Annotated in this window: 22 protein-coding genes; 13 read left to right on the top strand and 9 right to left on the bottom strand. The window is 71.4% G+C overall.

All coding sequences use genetic code 11. The features are described from left to right. Nucleotides 1-46 precede the first annotated feature (46 nt). From ACWEVS_RS18145 to ACWEVS_RS18130, 4 genes are all read right to left on the bottom strand, one after another. Nucleotides 47-394 (bottom strand): hypothetical protein, encoded by a 348-nt coding sequence (locus tag ACWEVS_RS18145; protein ID WP_449921876.1) that lies wholly within the window; start codon nucleotides 392-394, stop codon nucleotides 47-49. Next, nucleotides 391-795, bottom strand: coding sequence for a YbaB/EbfC family nucleoid-associated protein (locus tag ACWEVS_RS18140; protein WP_452552428.1), 405 nt, complete (start codon nucleotides 793-795; stop codon nucleotides 391-393). Before ACWEVS_RS18140 ends, ACWEVS_RS18145 begins: the two co-directional genes overlap by 4 nt. A 115-nt stretch (nucleotides 796-910) precedes the next feature. After that, nucleotides 911-1,300 (bottom strand): hypothetical protein, encoded by a 390-nt coding sequence (locus tag ACWEVS_RS18135; protein WP_449921873.1) that lies wholly within the window; start codon nucleotides 1,298-1,300, stop codon nucleotides 911-913. Further along, a complete protein-coding gene (locus ACWEVS_RS18130) occupies nucleotides 1,297-2,181 on the bottom strand; it encodes an SseB family protein (RefSeq protein WP_452552562.1) in 885 nt (294 codons plus the stop codon). The genes ACWEVS_RS18135 and ACWEVS_RS18130 overlap by 4 nt, the downstream gene beginning before the upstream one ends. A 93-nt stretch (nucleotides 2,182-2,274) precedes the next feature. On the opposite strand from ACWEVS_RS18130, the gene ACWEVS_RS18125 reads away from it, so the two are divergent. Both ACWEVS_RS18125 and ACWEVS_RS18120 read left to right on the top strand, forming a co-directional pair. After that, nucleotides 2,275-2,682, top strand: coding sequence for a DUF7144 family membrane protein (locus ACWEVS_RS18125; RefSeq protein ID WP_354915655.1), 408 nt, complete (start codon nucleotides 2,275-2,277; stop codon nucleotides 2,680-2,682). Nucleotides 2,683-2,844: 162 nt separating this feature from the next. After that, the gene (locus ACWEVS_RS18120; protein ID WP_354915658.1) at nucleotides 2,845-3,345 is read left to right on the top strand and encodes a DUF1269 domain-containing protein; all 501 of its coding nucleotides are present in this window, start codon (nucleotides 2,845-2,847) and stop codon (nucleotides 3,343-3,345) included. 288 nt (nucleotides 3,346-3,633) lie between these two features. On the opposite strand, the gene ACWEVS_RS18115 is transcribed toward ACWEVS_RS18120, so the two are convergent. After that, entirely contained in the window at nucleotides 3,634-4,188 is a 555-nt protein-coding gene (locus ACWEVS_RS18115) for a CGNR zinc finger domain-containing protein (RefSeq protein WP_452552426.1), read from the bottom strand. A gap of 87 nt (nucleotides 4,189-4,275) precedes the next feature. Between ACWEVS_RS18115 and ACWEVS_RS18110 the strand changes: the two genes are divergently transcribed. After that, nucleotides 4,276-4,749 carry a carboxymuconolactone decarboxylase family protein gene (locus ACWEVS_RS18110; RefSeq protein WP_354915664.1) on the top strand — a complete coding sequence of 158 codons (474 nt, stop codon included), beginning with the start codon at nucleotides 4,276-4,278 and terminating at the stop codon, nucleotides 4,747-4,749. Here ACWEVS_RS18110 and ACWEVS_RS18105 read toward each other — a convergent pair. Continuing rightward, entirely contained in the window at nucleotides 4,701-5,135 is a 435-nt protein-coding gene (locus ACWEVS_RS18105; RefSeq protein WP_452552424.1) for a hypothetical protein, read from the bottom strand. The genes ACWEVS_RS18110 and ACWEVS_RS18105 overlap by 49 nt on opposite strands. A 108-nt stretch (nucleotides 5,136-5,243) precedes the next feature. Here ACWEVS_RS18105 and ACWEVS_RS18100 point away from each other — a divergent pair, with 108 nt between their 5' ends. The 3 genes from ACWEVS_RS18100 to ACWEVS_RS18090 all read left to right on the top strand — a co-directional run bounded on the left by ACWEVS_RS18100 (nucleotide 5,244) and on the right by ACWEVS_RS18090 (nucleotide 7,955). Further along, nucleotides 5,244-5,663, top strand: a complete 420-nt coding sequence (locus ACWEVS_RS18100; protein WP_452552422.1) for an HPP family protein — start codon at nucleotides 5,244-5,246, stop codon at nucleotides 5,661-5,663. A 274-nt stretch (nucleotides 5,664-5,937) separates the two neighbouring features. Further along, nucleotides 5,938-7,248, top strand: coding sequence for an MFS transporter (locus ACWEVS_RS18095; RefSeq protein ID WP_452552420.1), 1,311 nt, complete (start codon nucleotides 5,938-5,940; stop codon nucleotides 7,246-7,248). Between the two features lie 26 nt (nucleotides 7,249-7,274). Further along, complete coding sequence (locus ACWEVS_RS18090; RefSeq protein WP_452413580.1) at nucleotides 7,275-7,955, top strand: TetR/AcrR family transcriptional regulator; 681 nt, start codon at nucleotides 7,275-7,277, stop codon at nucleotides 7,953-7,955. 216 nt (nucleotides 7,956-8,171) lie between these two features. Here the strand turns inward: ACWEVS_RS18090 and ACWEVS_RS18085 are convergent, their stop codons facing one another. After that, the gene (locus ACWEVS_RS18085; RefSeq protein ID WP_452552418.1) at nucleotides 8,172-8,987 is read right to left on the bottom strand and encodes a MurR/RpiR family transcriptional regulator; all 816 of its coding nucleotides are present in this window, start codon (nucleotides 8,985-8,987) and stop codon (nucleotides 8,172-8,174) included. A gap of 65 nt (nucleotides 8,988-9,052) precedes the next feature. On the opposite strand from ACWEVS_RS18085, the gene thrC reads away from it, so the two are divergent. Then, nucleotides 9,053-10,117: a threonine synthase gene (gene thrC, locus ACWEVS_RS18080; RefSeq protein ID WP_449921860.1), complete on the top strand. Its 1,065-nt coding sequence runs from the start codon at nucleotides 9,053-9,055 to the stop codon at nucleotides 10,115-10,117. On the opposite strand, the gene ACWEVS_RS18075 is transcribed toward thrC, so the two are convergent. Beyond that, nucleotides 10,051-11,079, bottom strand: a complete 1,029-nt coding sequence (locus tag ACWEVS_RS18075) for a GlxA family transcriptional regulator (protein WP_452552416.1) — start codon at nucleotides 11,077-11,079, stop codon at nucleotides 10,051-10,053. The genes thrC and ACWEVS_RS18075 overlap by 67 nt on opposite strands. 71 nt (nucleotides 11,080-11,150) lie before the next feature. Between ACWEVS_RS18075 and ACWEVS_RS18070 the strand changes: the two genes are divergently transcribed. Then, nucleotides 11,151-12,602: a pyridoxal phosphate-dependent decarboxylase family protein gene (locus tag ACWEVS_RS18070; RefSeq protein ID WP_449921856.1), complete on the top strand. Its 1,452-nt coding sequence runs from the start codon at nucleotides 11,151-11,153 to the stop codon at nucleotides 12,600-12,602. 8 nt (nucleotides 12,603-12,610) lie between these two features. Here the strand turns inward: ACWEVS_RS18070 and ACWEVS_RS18065 are convergent, their stop codons facing one another. Next, on the bottom strand, nucleotides 12,611-13,903 hold the full coding sequence (locus ACWEVS_RS18065) for a DUF5994 family protein (RefSeq protein WP_452552414.1): 1,293 nt from the start codon (nucleotides 13,901-13,903) through the stop codon (nucleotides 12,611-12,613). Between the two features lie 400 nt (nucleotides 13,904-14,303). Here ACWEVS_RS18065 and ACWEVS_RS18060 point away from each other — a divergent pair, with 400 nt between their 5' ends. The 5 genes from ACWEVS_RS18060 to ACWEVS_RS18040 all read left to right on the top strand — a co-directional run bounded on the left by ACWEVS_RS18060 (nucleotide 14,304) and on the right by ACWEVS_RS18040 (nucleotide 19,556). Continuing rightward, nucleotides 14,304-14,510 (top strand): cold-shock protein, encoded by a 207-nt coding sequence (locus ACWEVS_RS18060; RefSeq protein WP_449921852.1) that lies wholly within the window; start codon nucleotides 14,304-14,306, stop codon nucleotides 14,508-14,510. A gap of 312 nt (nucleotides 14,511-14,822) precedes the next feature. Next, nucleotides 14,823-14,912, top strand: coding sequence for a K(+)-transporting ATPase subunit F (gene kdpF, locus ACWEVS_RS18055; RefSeq protein ID WP_354915691.1), 90 nt, complete (start codon nucleotides 14,823-14,825; stop codon nucleotides 14,910-14,912). Continuing rightward, on the top strand, nucleotides 14,912-16,558 hold the full coding sequence (gene kdpA / locus ACWEVS_RS18050) for a potassium-transporting ATPase subunit KdpA (protein WP_452552413.1): 1,647 nt from the start codon (nucleotides 14,912-14,914) through the stop codon (nucleotides 16,556-16,558). Before kdpF ends, kdpA begins: the two co-directional genes overlap by 1 nt. Continuing rightward, nucleotides 16,558-18,681, top strand: a complete 2,124-nt coding sequence (gene kdpB / locus ACWEVS_RS18045) for a potassium-transporting ATPase subunit KdpB (protein WP_452552411.1) — start codon at nucleotides 16,558-16,560, stop codon at nucleotides 18,679-18,681. The genes kdpA and kdpB overlap by 1 nt, the downstream gene beginning before the upstream one ends. Then, nucleotides 18,681-19,556 carry a potassium-transporting ATPase subunit C gene (locus ACWEVS_RS18040; RefSeq protein ID WP_452552409.1) on the top strand — a complete coding sequence of 292 codons (876 nt, stop codon included), beginning with the start codon at nucleotides 18,681-18,683 and terminating at the stop codon, nucleotides 19,554-19,556. Before kdpB ends, ACWEVS_RS18040 begins: the two co-directional genes overlap by 1 nt. Nucleotides 19,557-19,558: the final 2 nt, after the last annotated feature.

Below are 19,558 nucleotides of genomic sequence, written 5' to 3'. Positions count from 1 at the left end.
TTCGTCACCGCGCGTCAGGCCCCTCGCCGTCGCGCTCTTTCTCGTCTCAGACCTCCCGGACCCGTTCGCCCGTCCCGATGTCATAGGCGATCGTCGCGTCCGTGGTGAACAGGTTCTCGACGCCCTCGCGCACCCGGTCGCCGGCGTCGGCGAACTGCTGGGGGAAGTTCGAGCACCGATCCAACAGCTTGGTCGGCCCGTCACCCTGGTAGTGGTTGGCGTAGAAGGCCTTGCCCTCGGCGCCGGACCCCCATGGCTCGGTGGCCAGGGCCTGCCGCAGCTCGTCCACCAGGCGCGGCAGGTCCTTCTCCATCTCGCCGGCCATGTCGGACCACTGCGTGATCCCCTCGTAGGTGATGGGCCTGACGAGGTCCACGCCGTACGGGTAGCTCATCGTCTCCCGCCCATCTGGTCGGCCAGCTGGGCCAGCACGGTCTCGAGGTCGCCCTCGAGATGCGCCTCCATCTGATCGACCGGGATCAGCGGGGAGAACACCTCGATGATCTGCTCGCGCGCCTTGGCGGCCGCCTGGTGCACCGTCTCGGTGATCGTGTCGGCCAGCCCTCTGGCGTCGGGATGCCGGTAGATGCGCGGGTCGATGTCGAGCCGGATCAGCTCGCCCCGCGAGCCGACCGTGACCGACACCAGACCGTCGCGTGACTTCGCGCTCACCTGGACGGCTTTGGCCTTGGCGTGCAGCTCCGCGCCGTCCTCCTGGAGCCGCATGAAGGTCGCGCGCAGTTCGTCCGCGTAGGCCTGCAGGCCCGCGGGGTCTCGTTCGCCGAAGGACTCCATGTCACCCCCCTCGCCCCACCACGCGCGCCAGCAGCGTACGTGTTACACGCTAGTTTCCGGCACATGAACATCATCCGACAAGATGTCCCGTAAATTGCTCATGTGTCACACAGCCTCACAGCTGGAGGGGGACCGCACGCTCCTGGAGTTCTCCCACGTCATCACGGGTGACCCAGCGCCGGTAGACCCCGCGCTCGACCCGCTCCATGCCGAGCGCCACCGCCTCCGGCGCCGAGCCGCCCAGGTACTCCAGCAGCACCTCGCCGTCACGCTCGGCGAGCACCATGAACTCCGTGCCGCGCCACGTGCAGACCGTGGTGACGAACCAGACGCCCTCGCACTCGGCGGCGGGAACCGTCATGACATGGCAGCCCTGCTCGACCTCGGTGAAGCCTTCGGCCGGATCCTCGCGGCGCAGCCGTAGCCAGACCTCCAGGGCGGACGCCTCCGGGCTGGCCGGGTAGTCGGCGCCCCGCCATCTGGCGCGGTAGGGGGATGGCGTCATGCGCGCCGCCCGACCAGGAACCAGCGCCGCAGGTCGCCGTGGTAGACGGCGCGCCTGCGCTCGATCCCGTCGTGCTTCAGCTCCCAGATCTCCGCGCCGTGGGTGAGGCCGACGCCGTACACCTTGTACTCGCGGATGACCTGGTCGGGGTTGGGCACCAGGCCGAGCCCCACGAAGGGCGGCTCCTCCACCACCCATCCGGCGACCGCGTCGCGGCGCTCCTCGTCGATCCCGCCGTACGGCGTGCGGTAGAGGTCGAGCCCCACGGGACGCCAGCGCAGCAGGTTGAGCGCGCCCTCGGGGGTGACGAGGTCGGGCTGCCCGAGCGCCTCGGCGAGCACGGCGGGCGTGGCGATGTGCGAGACGTCGAGCGCGTGGTGGCAGTACCCGGAGACCCTCGGCTCGCCGCCGGACAGCAGGTCGTGGATGTCGGAGGGGCGCAACAGCTTCTGCATCACCGGCACGCCCGACCGGGGGGCGAGCGCGAGGTCCTGGACAAGGGTGGGGACGGCGAGCCTGGCGACCGTACCCGACTCCAGGAGGAAACTCACGGGCAGGCCGGGATTGACGGCCAGGCCCCAGCGGGAGTCGGGCCAGCCCGCCGCCAGCTCGAGCATCGAGACGACCCGGTGATGCTCGGTGAAGGTGGCACTGGCGGCGACCATCGCCTCGACCGAGGTGTAGGCCAGCATCCAGGTACGGTCACCGTCGCGGGCGGTCGGCCAGGCGACCGGTTCGGTTCCCTCGAAGGCGGCCACGGAGATGGGCAGCGCCAGGTCGGCGTCCTTCAGCAGGCTCAGGCACAGGGCCGTCGCACCCGCCTCGAACGCGGCCCAGAGCGCTTCCTCGAAAGGACTGGACGGGTTCCGCACGACGATCACCCTAGCCAAGGCGTGCTCCCAACTCGCATGCCCCAGGCCTTACCTGGGAACACACGCCAATAGGGGCTCGAAACGTCGGGGGAGGTTCGACCAATGGCCATCCATACGGAACGGGTAACCGGTTGGGTCGGCTGGATCTGGTTCGGCGGCATGCTGATGATCATGTCGGGGATCTTCAACATCGTCAGCGGCCTGTCCGCCATCATCAACGACCAGGTCTACGTCCAGACCTTCACCAAACTCCTGCTGTTCGACCTGACCGGGTGGGGCTGGCTCCACCTGATCTGGGGTGTTCTGCTCACCGTCACCGGCGTCGCGGTGAGCTTCGGCAAGGGCTGGGCCCGCATCGCGGCGGTCGTTCTGCTGATGATCAACGCGATCACGCAGCTTACCTGGATCGCGGTCAACCCCTGGTGGTCGCTGGCGGTCATCGCCATCGACGTGCTGGTGCTGTACGCGCTCATCGTGCACGGCCGGGAGGCCAAGACGCTCGCGGAGTGAGGCTCCGCATCTGTCGGATACATGCGCTTTTGGGGGTTTTGCGGACTTCGTTATAACCCGCATCGGGAAAGAACGCATATGGCCGACCTCGCGAGGGCCGGGCGCGGTCGCTCGTGCCGGGAAGAAGGCCGTCCCACAACGCGACAGGAAGCAGGACCATCCATGAGCAACCTCATCGTCATCTCCTACCCGGACGTCAACACCGCCGCCATGGTCCGCGACCGGCTGTTCGAGATGCAGAAGCAGAACCTCATCACGCTGGCCGACGTGGCCGTCGTGGAGCGCCGGCTGGACGGGAAGATCAAGCTGCACCAGTCCACCAGCATGACCGGGCTGGGCGCCACCAGCGGCGCCCTGTGGGGCGGCCTGATCGGGCTGCTGTTCTTCATGCCGCTGTTCGGCATGGCGATCGGCGCGGCGGCCGGCGCGGCCGGCGGGGCGCTCACCGACGTAGGCGTCAACGACAAGTTCATGAAGGACCTCGGCGCCAAGATGGAACCGGGCAAGGCCGCGCTGTTCGTCCTGGTCGTGAAGAGCACGCCGGACAAGGTCATCCCGGAGATCGCCCAGTACGGCGGCGACATCCTGCAGACCTCGCTCAGCCAGGACCAGGAGGACCATCTGCGCGAGGCAGTCAAGGCGGCACAGGGCGTCAACGCCTGACCAACCAACCCCGGGCGGCCAGGCGTCCGTCGCCGCCTGGCCGGCCCCGGGCCGCCGGGCGTCCCCTGGCCTGTCCCGGATCGCCACACGCCCGACCCGGCCCCAGGTTCGCCGGGCGTCCACGCCTGACCTGCCCTGGGTCGCCGGGCGTTCATGACTGACCGGCCCTGGATCGCGAGGTGTCCACGCCTGACCGGCCCCTAGGTCGCCGGGCGCCCACGAGCCGGGGCGGCGCGCGACCATCACTCGATTCCTGATCGCCTACGAGCCGCCATCGGAACCACCCGTCTAACGGTCGCGGTGGTAGTGGCGTGCGGCGCGGCCGCGGTTGCCGCACGCGACCGAGCACCACTCCTGGCGGGGATGGCGCTTGACGAAATACAGCACGCACCTCGGGGCGGGACACACCTTGACCCGCGAAAGATCGGGGCCGGCGAAGAAGTCGATCGCGGCGTTGGCCAGGGCCGACGACAGGTGGTCGCCGTGCACCTCGAGATGCTCCTCCGGCGCGTGCGACCACTCGAGGCGGCGGCGCGTGGGGGCGGCGGCGCTGTTGACCAGCGCGAGCGCCTCGGGGAGCGAGGGCAGGGCTCCGGCATCCGCCGGGCTGGGCGGGTGAGGGGAGACGGCCTTGGCGAAGAGGGCGCGTACGGCCTGGCGGAGAGCGACCGTGCCGACCCTGATCCGCTCGTCGGCAGTGAAGGCCGCGGTGTCGAGGTAGGGGGACAGGTCCTGGTCGCGCACCCAGGCGGTCAGGCCGTCGACGGTCGCGAAGGCGTCGGTGAGGCCGCTGCGGCGGGCTCGGATGGTGCCGGCCAGCCGGAGTGCCAACGGGTCGTCCATACCCTTCATTCTAACGGGAATTCCTCTCAAAGTCCGTGATAACGTAACGGGCTTGTCGGGGTTATCCCGTTAGAAGGAGTGCTGAAGATGATCAAGCCGGTGCAGGGGGATCCCAAGCTGGACAAGGTGCCGAACATGGTGCGCGTCATGGCGAACTCGCCTGCCGTACTGGAGGGCTACCAGGGGCTGGCGCGGGCGCTGAAGAAGAGCACGCTGCCGCAGACCACCTTCGAGCGCATCGCGCTGACCGTGGGCGCGGCCAACGCCTGCTCGTACTGCGTCGCCGCGCACACCTACAGCGGCAAGACGGCTGCCGGGCTCAGTGACGCCGACGTCGAGCTGGCCAAGCAGGGCACCGCTGAGGACGCCAAGGAGGCCGCGGCCGTCGAGTTCGCCCGGGCGCTGACGGAGACGCGCGGCAACGCCGACCCGTCCCAGGCGCGCGCCGCGGGGTGGAACGACGAGCAGATCCTGGAGATCATCGCGCTGGTGGCCCTGCAGACGATGACGAACTACGTCAACAAGGTGGCGGAGACCGAGAACGACTGGCCGACGGCATGACGATCGCGCGCCTGGGCGCCGGCCGTGCCGAGGGTCCCGGTCGGGTCGAGGGCGCCACTCCGGCCGGGGATGCTGGTCGGGCCAGGGGCGCCCGTCGCGCAGAGGCTGCTGGTCACACCAGGGGCGGCGGTCGTGTGGAGAGTCCCGGTCAGGCTGAAGGCGCCGGTCGGGCCGAAGGCGCCGGTCGTGTGGAGGGTCCCGGTCGGGCCGGGGGCGCCGATCGGGCAGAGGCTGCTGGTCGTGTCAGGGGTGCCGGTCGCGTGGAGGGTCTCGGTCGGGTCGGGGGCCCCGGTCGGGCAGAGGCTGCTGGTCATGTCAGGGGTGCCGGTCGCGTGGAGGGTCTCGGCCGGGCCGGGGGCCCCGGTCGGGCAGAGGCTGCTGGTCACGCCAGGGGTGCCGACCGGGAAGGGGGCGCCGGCCCGGCGGAGGGCGCCGGTCCGGTGGAGGGTGCCGGTCGGGGGGAGGGCGCCGGGTGGGCGGCCAGGGTCGGGCGGATGCGGCCTGTGGCGGTGACGCTGGTGCTGCTCGCGCCGCTGGCGGTGGTGCAGGCGGTGGCCGGGGAGCCCACGCTCGCACCTCCGCTCGCCGCCTCGGCCGCGCTCATCGCCGTCGCCCCCGGCACCCCGGCGGCCCGCCCGCTCACCGTTCTGCTCGCCCACCTCATGGCGGCGGCGGCAGGGCTCGGCGCGGCGTTCGTCGCCGGGCCCGGCACAACGGCCGCGATGCTGGCGGTGGGGGCGGGGGTCGTGGCGATGCTGGTCACCGGCACCTTCCACGCCCCCGCCGCGGCGTCGGCCGCGCTGCTGGGCGTGGCCGGTCAGCCGGTCCCCGCCCTCGCCCTGGTGGCCGGTGCGGCCATCCTCGCCATCCTGGCCGCCGCCCCGCGCGTGGCCCGTTTCCGCCGTACGGGTTGACCTCCGGCCGCCCCGCGCGGGGCCCGCTTTCGCCGTACGGGTTGACTCCCGCGCGATCGAATGGAGCCTGTGCCGCACAGGGGCGATGGCGCTCCGGTTGAGAGTTTCCGATCGGTGACGCGGACCGTGGCTCGGCCGGGATGGCGAGCAGTCGACCTCTTCCCACGAAAGGACGCCCGCGTGTCGCGGGCGTCCTTTCGTGCTGCCGTCTTGACCCCGTTGGGTGACAGTCACATACTCTGGTTATAACTTTTAACCAAAGAGAGAGGCTGTCATGCCGACGTCGACCGGGACCAGGGGTGCCGTCCTGGCGCTGCTGGCCGCCTCCCAGTTCCTCGTGGTGCTCAACACCTCGATCGTCAACGTCGCCCTCCCCGTGATCGGCGACGACCTGGGGCTGACGCCCGCGGGCCTGTCGTGGGTCGTCAACGCCTACCTGATCGCCTTCGGCGCCCTCCTCCTGGTGGGCGGCAGGCTGGCCGACCTGTACGGCAGGCGGCGCGTCCTCCTCGCCGGTCTCGCGCTGTTCACCGCGGGCTCGCTCGCCGCCGCCGTACCCGCCGGGGCGGGGTGGCTGATCGCGGCGCGCGCGGTCCAGGGCGTCGGCGCCGCCGTCCTGTCGCCGGCCGCACTGGCCGTCCTGCTGGCTCTCTACGCGCCGGGCGCGGAACGGGCCAGGGCGCTCGGGGTCTGGGGATCGGTGTCGGCGGCGGGCGGCGCGGCGGGCGTGCTGCTGAGCGGTCTGCTGACCGACGCGTTCGGCTGGTGGTCGATCTTCGCGGTGAGCGTCCCCGTCGGCGTGTTCGCGCTGGCCGCCGTGGCGCGGCTGGTCGCGGGCGACGCGCGGACGGCCGGCGGCCGGCTCGACCTCGCCGGCGCGGTCACGGTGACCGCGGGCCTGAGCGGTGTCGTCCACGGGCTGGGCGGCGGCGGTGCGGTGACGGTCGGGGTCGGGGTGCTGCTGCTGGCGGGGTTCGTGCTGGTCGAACGGCGGGCGGCCGATCCGCTGGTCCCGGCGGGGCTGCTGCGTACCGCCTCCGTCGGGGTCGGCAACCTGGTCATGCTCCTGCTGGGCATGGTGTGGGTCGGCACGTTCTTCTTCCTGCCGCTCTACCAGCAGCGCGTGCTCGGCTACTCGCCGCTGGCGGCCGGCCTCACCCAGGTGCCGCTCGCGCTGGCGCTCATGCTGGCGCCGCTGGCGGCCGGCCGGTTGCGCGCCCCTCTCGTGCCGGGGCTGGTGACGTTGGCGGCGGGGCTGGCCTGGCTGGCGAGCGCGCCGGAGAACGGCACCTTCCTGGCGGACCTGCTCGGCCCGTCCCTGCTGGTCGGCGCCGGGCTGGGGCTCGCGTTCGTGCCGCTGACCGCGCTCGGCGTGGCCGGGGTGCCCGGCGAGCGGTCCGGGGTGGCGGGCGGTCTGATCAACACCACCCGGCAGGTCGGCGGCGCGCTGGGTCTTGCCGTGCTCGCCTCGGTCGCGGGTCTCGCGCCCAGTGAGCTGTCCGGCTATCACCGCGCCTTCGCGGGGGCGGCGGTCATCTCCCTGCTGGCGGCGGTCATCGCCTTCACGAAGGGGCGGACATCGTGATGAGACGCGCTCACTACGATGAGAGGGTGTCATCGCCGCGACAGCGCTACCGGGACCAGGTCCGTGCCGAGATCAAGGAGGCCGCGCTGGCCCAGATCGGCCAGGGTGGGGCCGCGGCGCTGAGCCTGAACGCCGTGGCCAAGCAACTCGGTGTCACGGGGCCGGCGATCTACAAGTACTTCGGCAGTCGCGACGACCTGCTGACCGAGCTCATCCTTGACGGTTTCGACCAGGTCGCGGCGGCCGTACGGGCCGCGGTCGGCGAGGGGACGCCGCGGGCGCGCCTGCACGCGCTGGCCGGGGCCTTCCACGGGTGGGCGCTGGCGCACCCGCACGTCTACCAGCTGCTGGCAGGCACGCCGTCACCCGGCTACCAGGCTCCGCCGGAGAGCGTCCAGCGGGCCCGCGAGGTGCTCGGGCCTTTCCTGCCGGTGTTCGCGGGGGGCCGGTGCGGTCCGGCCGCCGAGACGCTGCGCGAGGAGATGCGGCGATGGGTCGAGGAGGTGCCCGCGGTGGCCGAATGGGTCAGGGCCTTCGCGCCCGACGGCGATCCCGCCACCGCCCTCACCGGGACGATCATGGTCTGGTCGCGGCTGCACGGGCTGACGAGCCTGGAGGTGCAGGGCCAGTTCGCCGGGATGGGGCACCGCTCGGCCACGCTGCTGACCGTCGAGATGGAGACGCTGGCCGACACCATGGGGTTGTGAGGTCACCGCGACCCCTGTGGCGCTGCTCGTCGGGTGCCGGGGCGGCCGTGCGGGCCGGTCGAGGGCGACGACGGAGCGGGATGGCCGTGCGGGCCGGTCGAGGGCGACGACGGAGCGGGATGGCCGTGCGGGCTGGTCGAGGGCGACGACGGAGCGGGATGGCCATGCGGGCTGGTCGAGGCCGGAGACGGGGCGGGATGGACGGGCTCGTCGTGGTCACTGCAGCGACTGGGTGAGCTCGTCGAGTTCGGCCAGCCGTACGGCGGGGGCGAGGCGGGAGGCGGTGGCCACCAGCACGAGCTCGGTGACGGCGATCTCGTGGGTCAGCGGCGCGATCGGCCCGGCCGCCTCGCGTGGCAGCCGGATCAGGATCTCGGCGTGCGGCCCCAGCGGTGACTCCCACGCGTCGGTGACGAGCACCAGGCGGGCCTGCCGGGACCGGGCGGCCCGCACGAACGCTGCGGTGTCGGGGGAGTAGCGGCGGAAGTCGTAGGCCACGACGACGTCGGAGGGCCCGAGGTCGAGCAGGACGCGCGCTCTGGCGGCGGGGGAGCCGGGCACGCGGTGCGCTCCCGGGCGCAGGCCGGCGAGCTGGCGGACGAGGTATTCGGCGGCCAGCTCGCTCAGCGGCCCGCCGACGGTCCACACGCCGCCCGCCTCGGCGAGGAGGGCGGCGACGGCGGCGAGCTGGGATTCGCTCACGGCGGCGAGGGTGCCGTCGAGGCCGGCGCGAAGGTCTTCGGCGGCCCCGCGGGTGCCGGGCGAGCGGGCCACGAACTCCTGCAGGCGCGACCTGTCGTGCTCGCGGGCGCCGGCCCTGACGGCGGACTGGAAGGCGGCGAAGCCGGCGTAGCCGAGCCGGTCGAACAGGCGCGAGGCCGTCGGCGGGCTGACGCCGGCGCGGTCGGCCAGCGCGCGCAGCGATCCGAGCGCGGCGAAGGGGTAGTCGTCGAGCAGCACCCTGACGATCGCCCGCTCGCCGCGCGGCAGCTCGGAGTAGACCTCGCTCAGCCGGGTCACGATGGGATCCACGCTGACGAATGTTACATCAATCCCGACTGCCGCAGAAGAATGAAACGAGTGTTACGGTGGGCGCCATGAGTACCTGGCATGGGCTGCTGGACAGCGGCTACCGGCGCTGGCTGCCCGTCACCGGCGACACCCCGTCCGTCACCCTGAACGAGGGCAACACCCCGCTGCTGCGCTCGGCGCACCTGTCGGCCGTCACGGGCTGCGACGTCTGGCTGAAGGTCGAGGGCGCCAACCCCACGGGCTCGTTCAAGGACCGCGGCATGACCGTGGCGATCAGCAGGGCCGCCGAAGCCGGCGCCGAGCTGGTCATCTGCGCCTCCACCGGCAACACCAGCGCCTCCGCGGCCGCCTACGCCGCTCGCGCGGGGATGGCGGCGGCCGTGCTGGTGCCCCGCGGGCGGATCGCGCTCGGCAAGCTCGGCCAGGCCGTACGGCACGGCGCGCGGATCGTCGAGATCGCCGGCGGGTTCGACGACTGCCTGCGCGTCGCCCGCGAGCTGGCCGCCGACCACCCGGTCGCGCTGGTCAACTCCGTGGGCAACGAGTGGCGCCTGGCGGGGCAGCGGACCGTCGCCTACGAGATCGTCGACGCCCTGGGTGACGCGCCCGACATCCACTGCCTGCCGGTGGGCAACGGCGGCAACATCACCGCCACCTGGGGCGGCTACCGGACCTACCGGGACGCGGGCCTGGCCACCCGGCTGCCGCGCATGTGGGGTTTCCAGGCGGCGGGGGCCGCGCCGCTCGTGAGCGGCACGCCCGTCGCGGAGCCCGTGACCGAGGCGAGCGCCATCCGCGTCGGCAGCCCGGCGACCTGGGACGGTGCCGTCACCGCCCGCGACGAGTCCGGCGGTCTGATCGCCGCCGTGACCGACGAGCAGATCTTCGCGGCCTACCGGGAGGTGGCCCGCCGCGACGGCGTCTTCGCCGAGCCCGCCTCGGCGGCGGGGATCGCCGGCCTGCTCGACCAGCACGCCAGGGGCAGGCTCGACCCGGGCCAGCGGATCGTGATCACGCTCAGCGGCAACGGCCTCAAGGACGTGGACGCCTCCCTGCGCGGCGGCTACACCTCGATCGAGACCTCCTCGTCGGCGGCCGAGGTGGCTCGCGCCCTCCTGCCGGCCGCCTGAGCGCCGCCCGCCCCCTGGAAGGTGCGCCGGTAGGCGGAGGGCGTGGTGCCGAGCAGCTTGGTGAAGTGCTGGCGCAGGCCGTTGCCGGTGCTGAAGCCGGAGCGCTCGGCCACCACGTCGACGGGCAGCCGCGTGGTCTCCAGCAGTTCCCTGGCCCTGACGACGCGCTGCTGGGTGAGCCACCTGATCGGGGTGAGGCCGGTCTCCTGGTGGAAGCGGCGGATGAAGGTCCTGGTGCTCATCGCGCCCCGCTCGGCCATGCGCGGGACGGTGAGCGGCTCGTGCAGCCGTTCCAGCGCCCACGTCAGCACCGGCGCCAGGCCCTTGTCGGGAGCGGGGACGGGCGCGGCCGGCGAGACGTACTGCGTCTGGTCGCCCTCCCGCTGGGGCGCGATCACCATGCGGCGCCCCACCTCCGCCGCCACGGCGGCGCCGAAGTCGCGCCTGACGATGTGCAGGCACAGGTCGATGCCCGCCGCGGTGCCGGCGCTGGTGAGGATGTCGCCGTCGTCGAGGTAGAGGGCGCGCTCGTTGACGCGCACCCGTGGATGGCGGCGCCGCAGGTCCGCGGCGTGCATCCAGTGGGTGGCGGCCTCGCGGCCGTCGAGCAGGCCCGCCGCGGCGAGCACGAACGCCCCCGAGCACAGCGCGGCGACCCGCGCGCCTCTCTCGTGCGCCGCGACGAGCGCTTCGAGCAGCGTGTCCGGCGGCCGGTAGGAGCCGTCGGCGCAGGCGGGCACCACGACGAGGTCGGCCGTGCGCATCGCCTCCAGCCCGTGCGGGGCGCGCAGCCACAGGCCGCTGAGCGACTCCTGCTCGCCGTCCGCGGTCCGGCACAGGCGCAGGTCGTACCAGTCGGGGCTGAGGTCGAGCCGGTCCCTGCCGAAGACCTCGCAGGGGACGGCGAGCTCGAAGAGCGGGCAGTTGTCCAGCACCGGGACGACGACTCTGATCCGGCCCATGGCGCAAATATAGTGGAACACGACATCTTTGCCACTAGTGACCGGATTCGGCACTCGCGACAGTGGTGTCCATGGACGAAAAGGGACCGCTGGACATCGGTGAGGACGAAGGCGCCCGGCTGCTGACCGCCGCCGTGGACCTGGTCGTACGGCACGCGAAGGACGTGGCAGGCGGCCCCGTCGCGCCACCGGAGACGGGCACCGCGTGGCTGCGCGACTGGCTGGCCGGCCAGGACTTCGAGACGGCGGGGCGGCCCGAGCACACGCTGCGGGAGGTGATGGCGGCCCTGCGCCGCTGGGGCGTGCACACGACGCACCCCCGCTACTTCGGGCTGTTCAACCCCACCCCCACCTGGTGGGGCGTGGCCGGCGAGCTGCTCGCGGCAGGGGTCAACCCGCAGCTGGCCGCCTACAGCCACGCCCCCGCGGCCGTCGAGATGGAACGGCACGTGCTGCGCTTCATGGCGGCCCGCCTCGGCCTGCCCGCCACCACGGAGGGCAGTTTCACGGTGGGCGGCGCCGAGGCCAACCTGACCGCGGTGATCGTCGCCCTGACCCGCCGGTTCCCCTCCTACCCCGGCACCGGCACGTACGGCCTGCCGCGGCGGCCGGTGTTCTACGCCTCAGCCGAGAGCCACCTGGCGTGGCTCAAGATCGCCCACATGACGGGCATCGGGCGCGAGGCCGTCCGCCTGGTGCCGGTCGACGCGGCGCACCGCATGGACACCGGCAGGCTGCGCGAGATGGTCGAGGCCGACCGTGCCGCGGACCGCGACCCGTTCCTGCTGGCCGCGACCGCCGGCACGACGGCGGGAGGCGCGGTGGACCCGTTGCCGGAGCTGGCCGGCCTGGCCGCGGAGTGGGGGCTGCACTTCCACGTCGACGCCGCGTGGGCGGGCGCGATCGCGCTGTCCGACTCCCTGCGCCCGCTGCTGGCCGGGGTGGAGCGGGCCGACAGCGTCACGGTGGACGCGCACAAGTGGATGTCGGCGCCCATGGGCGCGGGCATGCTGCTCACCCCGCACGGGACCGTGCTGGCCGAGAGCTTCCGCGCGACCACCTCCTACATGCCGGCGGAGACCGACGGCGCCCCCGACCCCTACGCCACCAGCGTGCAGTGGTCGCGCCGTTTCGCGGGTTTGAAGGTGTTCCTCGCGCTGGCGATGGCGGGCAGGCCCGCCTACGCCGCCCAGATCGAGCGGGACGTGCGGCTCGGCGAGCTGCTCGCGCGCCGCCTGCGGGAGGAGGGGTGGCGGCGGGTCAACGACACGGTGCTGCCCGTCGTCTGCGTGGCCGCCCCCGAGGCGGAGGCGGGCGGTGCCGAGAGCAGCGCGGCGTGGCACGACGCGGTCGCCGACGAGGTGGTCCGCGGCGGGCAGGCGTGGATCAGCACCGTTCGCCTGGCCGGACGGCCCGCCATCCGGCTGTGCCTGACCAGCCACCGCACCCGGGTGGAGGACGTCGAGGCCGTGGTGAGCGCGCTGGGCGACGCCCGCAAGAGGAACCCCGTCGGGGGCGCGTGACCCACTCGTCAGGTGCCGCGAGGGGCGCCGCCCCGCCTGGTGTACGAGACGAGACGGTCGATCTCCGTGAACCCCGCGTCGGTGAACACCGACCATGTGGGGTGTCCGTCGGTCTGCTTGTCGTCGGCGTACAGGATCGTCTCGGACGCGCCGTGCCGGTGGAGGAGCGTGACGGCCTCCCACAGCATCGCCCGCTCGAACGATCCTTCCGCGTGGAGGGCGTCCGCGCCGAACCACCAGAGGATTCCCACGTCGTCAACGGGCACCTGGGCCACGGCTTCGGCGGCGAGGTCGTCGTCGCGGCTTCGCAGCCACCAGCCGAGCGGGGCATTGCTGAGGATCACCTCGACGGGCGGGCCGGCCGCCTCAGGACGGTGGTCCCCTGTTGTGGCGCGATGCAGATATCGCCACGAGTTCCGGCCGGCGAACCCGGCGTGCTCCAGCACCTTGCGCGTGACCGGCCGGCGCCCCGAAGGAAGTGCCGAGGGGCAGAGGCCCAGCGTGGCGACGAAGGCGTGCACGGTTCCGCTGTCCTTCAGCTCATGCAGGGCGTGTGAGACGAGCGCCTCGACGACGAGCAGGATCTCGCGGCCGTGCAGCCACAGGACCACTCCCTCACCGTTGTCGCGGCGTACCGCGTAGGAGACCGCACCCAGCACCTTGCCGTCACCGTCCACGATCACCTCGGTGCTGGGCCGGTGCAGCCGGGCCCAGGGCGCGGGATCGCGACGGCATGTTCCGTCGATGGCCTCGGCGAGCCTCTCCGCCGAGCACACGGGCTGGCCAGGCAGGTGGTCGGCCTCGACCAGCGCGAGGACGGCTGCCTGATCGGACGGCTGGTAGGGACGTATTGCCTGGTCGAACGCCGGTCTCGACTCGCATGGGCGGCAATGGGCGAGGATCTCCTCCGCCGACAGGCTGTTGCCGCTACGCGCGGCGGTCCTCATCGCGGCCGCGGCCGTCGACGATGCGGTGTCCGGTGGGATCACCAGCAGGTGGAACCCGTCCTGGTCGCCACGGATCAGACTGACCGTGCCGGGTGTTCCCGGCCAGCCGCTGACCCTGAGGAAACGGCCGTCGATCACGAGATGGGCGGGAACGTCGTCCCAGGCGCCCGGGTCGAGCCTGACCCGCACGATGGGACCGAGTAGCGCATCCAGCGCGTTGAGGAGGGAGGGGAGCTCGCTGTGCAGGTCGGTCGAGCGTGGCCACCACGCGCCGTCGAGGCTTCCCTCGCGGGTGAGGGTCGGCTCCAGACGGATCCGGGCGCTCGGCTGGGGGAGGGGCTGGACGAGATGCATGTCGTGGTTCGGCATCAGATGTGCCGCCTGTCTCCGGCCCGCCAGAGCCGATGTCATCTCTGAGGCGACGCCGACGCGGCTGTCGACATGCGAAATGTCCCAGATAGCCGACTATACACTCATATGTGAGGATCATTTTGGTATGGATATACCTGTGGAGGGCTGGATCGGTCCTGGTGGCAGCGAGAACCAAGCCGCCCGTACGGGTCACAGCGGCCGCGACGCGTGCTAGCTTTGAGGGTGTTGCAGTTCTGGTACCCATGAACGTTGTGTGCGCCTGACGGGATGTAACCCCCCAGGCGCATTTTGTTTTTGCCGGTCATGTCCGGATGGGTCATTGCGGCGACATGGGCCACGCAAGGTGCGTGTCCCATTACTGCGCCTATCGAAGGAGATCGACATGGCGACTGGCATTGTCAAGTGGTTCAACGCGGAGAAGGGCTTCGGCTTCATCGCCCAGGACGGCGGCGGCGCGGACGTCTTCGCCCACTACTCCAACATCGCCACCCAGGGCTACCGTGAGCTTCACGAGGGCCAGAAGGTGAGCTTCGACGTCACGCAGGGTCAGAAGGGCCCGCAGGCGGAGAACATCGTTCCCGTCATCTGACGGATACTCACGCCAGGAGCCGGGACCCGGTCATCATGACCGGGCCCCGGCTTCTGCGTCTGTGAAGGACGGGCGATCGACGGCGTCGCCCACCGGGTGGCGGCGCGCATGACGTACGGATCGCATCAATAGTCCGCCTTGAGCCGTAGGGAACCCGTCAAGAACGGCAAAGCTCCCTGAATCTCCAAGTTTGCTGGTCATGAAAGCTATGTCCGAAAACTGAGGAGTGGGGATGGCCGACGTCATCTTCGTCGCCCTGACGATCGCGATCTTCGTGATCTTCGGGCTTGTCGTCAAGGCGGTGGAGCGCCTGTGAGCGCCGTCAACGCCGCCGGCCTCGTCGTGGCCATCGGCCTGGTGATCTTCATGGTCGCGGCCCTGCTCTTCCCGGAGCGGTTCTGATGGGCTGGATCTTCCTCGCCTCCCTGGTCATCGCGCTGGCCGTGGTGCACAAGCCGTTCGGCGACTACATGCACCGGGTCTACAGCGGCACCAAGGACACCGCCGTCGAGCGGATCGTCTACCGCCTGCTCGGCGTCCGCGCCGACGCGGAGCAGCGCTGGCCCGTCTACGCGCGCAGCCTGCTGGCCTTCTCGATCATCTCCATCCTGGTCGTGTACGGCATGCAGCGCCTGCAGGACAAGCTGTGGCTCTCGCTCGGCTTCCCGCCCGTCACCGACCACGTCGCGTGGAACACCGCGATCAGCTTCGTCACCAACACCAACTGGCAGGCCTACTCCGGTGAGAGCACCATGGGCCACCTGGTCCAGATGGCCGCGCTCGCCGTGCAGAACTTCGTGTCGGCCGCCGTCGGCATGGCCGTGGCGATCGCGCTGGTGCGCGGCTTCGCCCGCAAGAACGCCGACACCATCGGCAACTTCTGGGTGGACCTGGTGCGCGGCACGCTCCGCATCCTGCTGCCGATCGCCTTCGTCGGCGCGCTCGTCCTGGTGGCGGGCGGCCTGGTGCAGAACTTCGTCGGCCCGCACGAGATCACCACCCTCGCCGGCAACACGCAGAACATGACCGGCGGCCCCGTGGCCAGCCAGGAGGTCATCAAGGAACTCGGCACCAACGGCGGCGGCTTCTACAACGCCAACTCGGCCCACCCGTTCGAGAACGCCGCCTCCTGGACGAACTGGTTCGAGATCTTCCTGATCCTCATCATCCCCTTCAGCCTGACCCGCACCTTCGGCCGGATGGTCGGCCAGGTCCGGCAGGGCTACGCGATCCTCGCCGTGATGGCCACGATCGCCGTCGTCAGCGTCGTGCTCACCAACGTCTTCGAGCTGTCGGGCGACGCCACCGTCCCGCAGGCGGTCGGCGCGGCCATGGAGGGCAAGGAGGTGCGGTTCGGCGTCGCCAACTCCGCGACGTTCGCCGCCGCCACCACGCTCACCAGCACCGGTGCCGTGAACTCCTTCCACGACTCCTACACCCCGTTCGGCGGCATGATGACGCTGTTCAACATGATGCTGGGCGAGGTCGCCCCCGGCGGTGTCGGCGCCGGCCTGTACGGCATGCTCGTCCTGGCCGTGATCACCGTGTTCGTCGCGGGGCTCATGGTCGGCAGGACGCCCGAGTACCTCGGCAAGAAGATCGGCTCCCGCGAGATCAAGCTGGCCTCGCTCTACTTCCTGGTCACCCCGGTCCTGGTGCTGGTCGGCACGGCCGTGGCCATGGGCAACAAGGCGGGCCTGGCGGCCATGCTGAACAGCGGCCCGCACGGCTTCTCCGAGATCCTCTACGCCTTCACCAGCGCGTCGAACAACAACGGCTCGGCCTTCGCCGGCGTCACCGTGAACACCCCCTGGTACGACGTGGCGCTCGGCCTGTGCATGGTCTTGGGCCGGTTCCTGCCGATCATCTTCGTGCTCGCCCTGGCGGGCTCCCTGGCCAGGCAGACGCCGGTGCCCGAATCCGCGGGCACGCTGCCGACCCACCGGCCGCAGTTCGTCGGCATGGTCGTCGGCGTGACGATCGTCCTGGTCGCGCTGACCTTCCTCCCCGCCCTGGCGCTCGGCCCGCTCGCAGAAGGACTCATGTGATGACGACCCACCTGGTCGAGGCGCCGGGGAAGGAACCGGCGCCCAAGAAGAACGGCAGGATCGGCGGCGGCCTGCTCGACCCGAAACAGCTCGTCAGGTCGCTGCCCGACGCGCTCGTCAAGCTGAACCCCGTCACGCTCTGGCGCAACCCCGTGATGCTGATCGTGGAGATCGGCGCGGTGTTCACCACGGTCCTGGCCGTCCTCGACCCGTCGTTCTTCGCCTGGGCGATCGTGGTCTGGCTCTGGCTGACGGTCATCTTCGCCAACCTGGCGGAGGCGGTCGCGGAGGGCAGGGGCAAGGCGCAGGCGGCCACGCTGCGCGCGACCAAGCGCGACACCATGGCCCGCAGGCTCAGGAGCCGCACCTCCACGGAGTGGGACACCGTGGGCGCTGCCGAGCTCAGGCAGGGCGACTTCGTGGTCGTCGAGGCCGGAGAGATCATCCCCGGCGACGGCGACGTGATCGAGGGCATCGCGAGCGTCGACGAGTCCGCGATCACCGGCGAGTCCGCGCCGGTCATCCGGGAGTCCGGCGGTGACAGGTCCGCGGTGACGGGCGGCACCAAGGTGCTGTCCGACAAGATCATCGTGCAGATCACCCAGAAGCCGGGCGAGAGCTTCATCGACCGGATGATCTCCCTGGTCGAGGGCGCCGACCGGCAGAAGACCCCCAACGAGATCGCCCTCAACATCCTGCTGGCCGCGCTGACCGTCATCTTCCTGGTCGCCACCGTGACCATGCAGCCGCTGGCCATCTACGCCAAGGACACCAACCCTGGCATCCCCGACTCGCTCGCCCTGACAGGCGACGGCGTCACGGGCATCGTGCTCGTCTCGCTGCTGGTCTGCCTCATCCCGACGACGATCGGCGCGCTGCTGTCGGCCATCGGCATCGCCGGCATGGACCGGCTCGTGCAGCGCAACGTCCTGGCCATGTCGGGCCGCGCGGTCGAGGCCGCCGGCGACGTCAGCACGCTGCTGCTGGACAAGACCGGCACCATCACGCTGGGCAACCGCCAGGCGTCCGAGTTCGTGCCGGTGGCCGGCGTGCCCGAGATGGAGCTGGCGCGGGCGGCGCAGCTGTCCAGCCTCGCCGACGAGACGCCCGAGGGCCGCTCGATCGTGGTGTACGCCAAGACCGCGTACGGCCTGCGCGAGCGGGAGCCCGGCGAGCTGGCCCACGCCGAGTGGGTGCAGTTCACCGCGCAGACCCGCATGTCGGGCGTGAACCTGGACGGCAAGGAGGTCCGCAAGGGCGCGGCGACGGCCGTCATGAAATGGGTCAGGGACCACGGCGGTCACCCGACCGACGAGGTCGGCCACATCGTGGACGGGATCTCCGGCACCGGCGGCACCCCGCTGGTCGTGGCCGAGAAGGGCCGCGTGCTCGGCGTCATCCACCTGAAGGACGTCGTCAAGCAGGGCATGCGCGAGCGGTTCGACGAGATGCGCCGCATGGGCATCCGCACCGTCATGATCACCGGTGACAACCCGCTGACCGCCAGGGCCATCGCCGACGAGGCCGGCGTGGACGACTTCCTCGCCGAGGCCACCCCCGAGGACAAGCTCGCCCTCATCAAGAAGGAGCAGGAAGGCGGCCGACTGGTCGCCATGACCGGTGACGGCACCAACGACGCCCCCGCGCTCGCGCAGTCGGACGTCGGCGTGGCGATGAACACCGGCACCAGCGCCGCCAAAGAGGCGGGCAACATGGTGGACCTCGACTCCAACCCGACCAAGCTCATCGAGATCGTCGAGATCGGCAAGCAGCTGCTGATCACGCGCGGCGCCCTGACCACGTTCTCGATCGCCAACGACATCGCCAAGTACTTCGCGATCATCCCGGCGATGTTCGCGGCGGTCTACCCGGGCCTGGACGCGCTCAACATCATGCGCCTGGCCAGCCCGCAGTCGGCGATCCTGTCCGCGGTCGTCTTCAACGCGATCATCATCGTCGCGCTCATCCCGCTCGCCCTCCGCGGCGTGCGCTACCGGCCGTCCAGCGCCTCCAAGCTGCTCAACCGGAACCTGTCCGTCTACGGTCTGGGCGGCATCGTCGCGCCCTTCGTCGGCATCAAGCTGATCGACCTTCTCATCCAGCTCCTTCCGGGGATGTCGTAATGGAACGCCTGCCCAGCTGGATCCGCCAGCACCTCGCCGCCGTCCGCGCGGTCATCGTCCTGACCCTGATCCTCGGCGGGATCTACCCGCTGGCGGTCACCGGCATCGCCCAGGCCGCCTTCCACCACAAGGCCAACGGCTCCCCGGTCGAGCGCGACGGCAAGACCGTCGGCAGCGCCGTCGTGGGCCAGCTCTTCACCGACAAGGACGGCGACCCCATCAGGAAGTACTTCCAGAGCCGGCCGTCGGCCGCCGGTGACGGGTACGACATGCTGTCCACCGCGGCCAGCAACCTCGGCCCCGAGGACGTCGTCGACACCCTGCCCGTGCCGGGCGCCAAGGACGACGAGGGCAACCCCGACGAGGGCAGGCAGTCGCTGCTCACCCAGGTCTGCGCCCGCTCCAAGGCGGTCGGCGAGCTGGAGGGCGTCAGCGGCGCCCGGCCGTACTGCACGCCGGACGGCGTGGGCGCGGTGCTGAAGGTGTTCCCCGCCGTCGGCACCCCGACCAGGGCGGTCAGCGTCAACCAGGCCTGCCCCGCCCAGCCGTTCGTCGCCACCTACGAGGGCGTCAAGGTCGAGTGCGGCAAGCCCGGCGAGGACTACGCGGCCGGCCGTACCGTGCCGGTGCGCGGGACCGTCACCGACGTGAAGGTTCCCGCGGACGCGGTCACCGCCAGCGGCTCGGGCCTGGACCCGCACATCTCGGTCGCCTACGCCGAGCTGCAGGCGCCCCGCGTCGCCAAGGAGCGCGGCCTGCCCCTGGAGAGGGTGACCGGGCTCGTCAAGGAGCACACCACCGGCAGGGCGCTCGGGTTCATGGGCGAGCCCGCGGTCAACGTGCTCGAGCTCAACCTGGCACTCGACAAGGGATAGGG

The sequence above is a fragment of the Nonomuraea sp. NPDC003754 genome (assembly GCF_053605785.1).
This window is presented reverse-complemented; position numbering and strand designations above follow the sequence as displayed.

Excerpts from the sequence above, each read along its gene's own strand:
- ACWEVS_RS18145 (WP_449921876.1), bottom strand. The coding sequence starts at position 394 with ATGAGCTACCCGTACGGCGTGGACCTCGTCAGGCCCATCACCTACGAG.
- ACWEVS_RS18140 (WP_452552428.1), bottom strand. The coding sequence starts at position 795 with ATGGAGTCCTTCGGCGAACGAGACCCCGCGGGCCTGCAGGCCTACGCG.
- ACWEVS_RS18135 (WP_449921873.1), bottom strand. The coding sequence starts at position 1,300 with ATGACGCCATCCCCCTACCGCGCCAGATGGCGGGGCGCCGACTACCCG.
- ACWEVS_RS18125 (WP_354915655.1), top strand. The coding sequence starts at position 2,275 with ATGGCCATCCATACGGAACGGGTAACCGGTTGGGTCGGCTGGATCTGG.
- ACWEVS_RS18120 (WP_354915658.1), top strand. The coding sequence starts at position 2,845 with ATGAGCAACCTCATCGTCATCTCCTACCCGGACGTCAACACCGCCGCC.
- ACWEVS_RS18115 (WP_452552426.1), bottom strand. The coding sequence starts at position 4,188 with ATGGACGACCCGTTGGCACTCCGGCTGGCCGGCACCATCCGAGCCCGC.
- ACWEVS_RS18110 (WP_354915664.1), top strand. The coding sequence starts at position 4,276 with ATGATCAAGCCGGTGCAGGGGGATCCCAAGCTGGACAAGGTGCCGAAC.
- ACWEVS_RS18100 (WP_452552422.1), top strand. The coding sequence starts at position 5,244 with ATGCGGCCTGTGGCGGTGACGCTGGTGCTGCTCGCGCCGCTGGCGGTG.
- ACWEVS_RS18095 (WP_452552420.1), top strand. The coding sequence starts at position 5,938 with ATGCCGACGTCGACCGGGACCAGGGGTGCCGTCCTGGCGCTGCTGGCC.
- thrC (WP_449921860.1), top strand. The coding sequence starts at position 9,053 with ATGAGTACCTGGCATGGGCTGCTGGACAGCGGCTACCGGCGCTGGCTG.
- ACWEVS_RS18075 (WP_452552416.1), bottom strand. The coding sequence starts at position 11,079 with ATGGGCCGGATCAGAGTCGTCGTCCCGGTGCTGGACAACTGCCCGCTC.
- ACWEVS_RS18070 (WP_449921856.1), top strand. The coding sequence starts at position 11,151 with ATGGACGAAAAGGGACCGCTGGACATCGGTGAGGACGAAGGCGCCCGG.
- ACWEVS_RS18065 (WP_452552414.1), bottom strand. The coding sequence starts at position 13,903 with ATGCATCTCGTCCAGCCCCTCCCCCAGCCGAGCGCCCGGATCCGTCTG.
- ACWEVS_RS18060 (WP_449921852.1), top strand. The coding sequence starts at position 14,304 with ATGGCGACTGGCATTGTCAAGTGGTTCAACGCGGAGAAGGGCTTCGGC.
- kdpA (WP_452552413.1), top strand. The coding sequence starts at position 14,912 with ATGGGCTGGATCTTCCTCGCCTCCCTGGTCATCGCGCTGGCCGTGGTG.
- kdpB (WP_452552411.1), top strand. The coding sequence starts at position 16,558 with ATGACGACCCACCTGGTCGAGGCGCCGGGGAAGGAACCGGCGCCCAAG.
- ACWEVS_RS18040 (WP_452552409.1), top strand. The coding sequence starts at position 18,681 with ATGGAACGCCTGCCCAGCTGGATCCGCCAGCACCTCGCCGCCGTCCGC.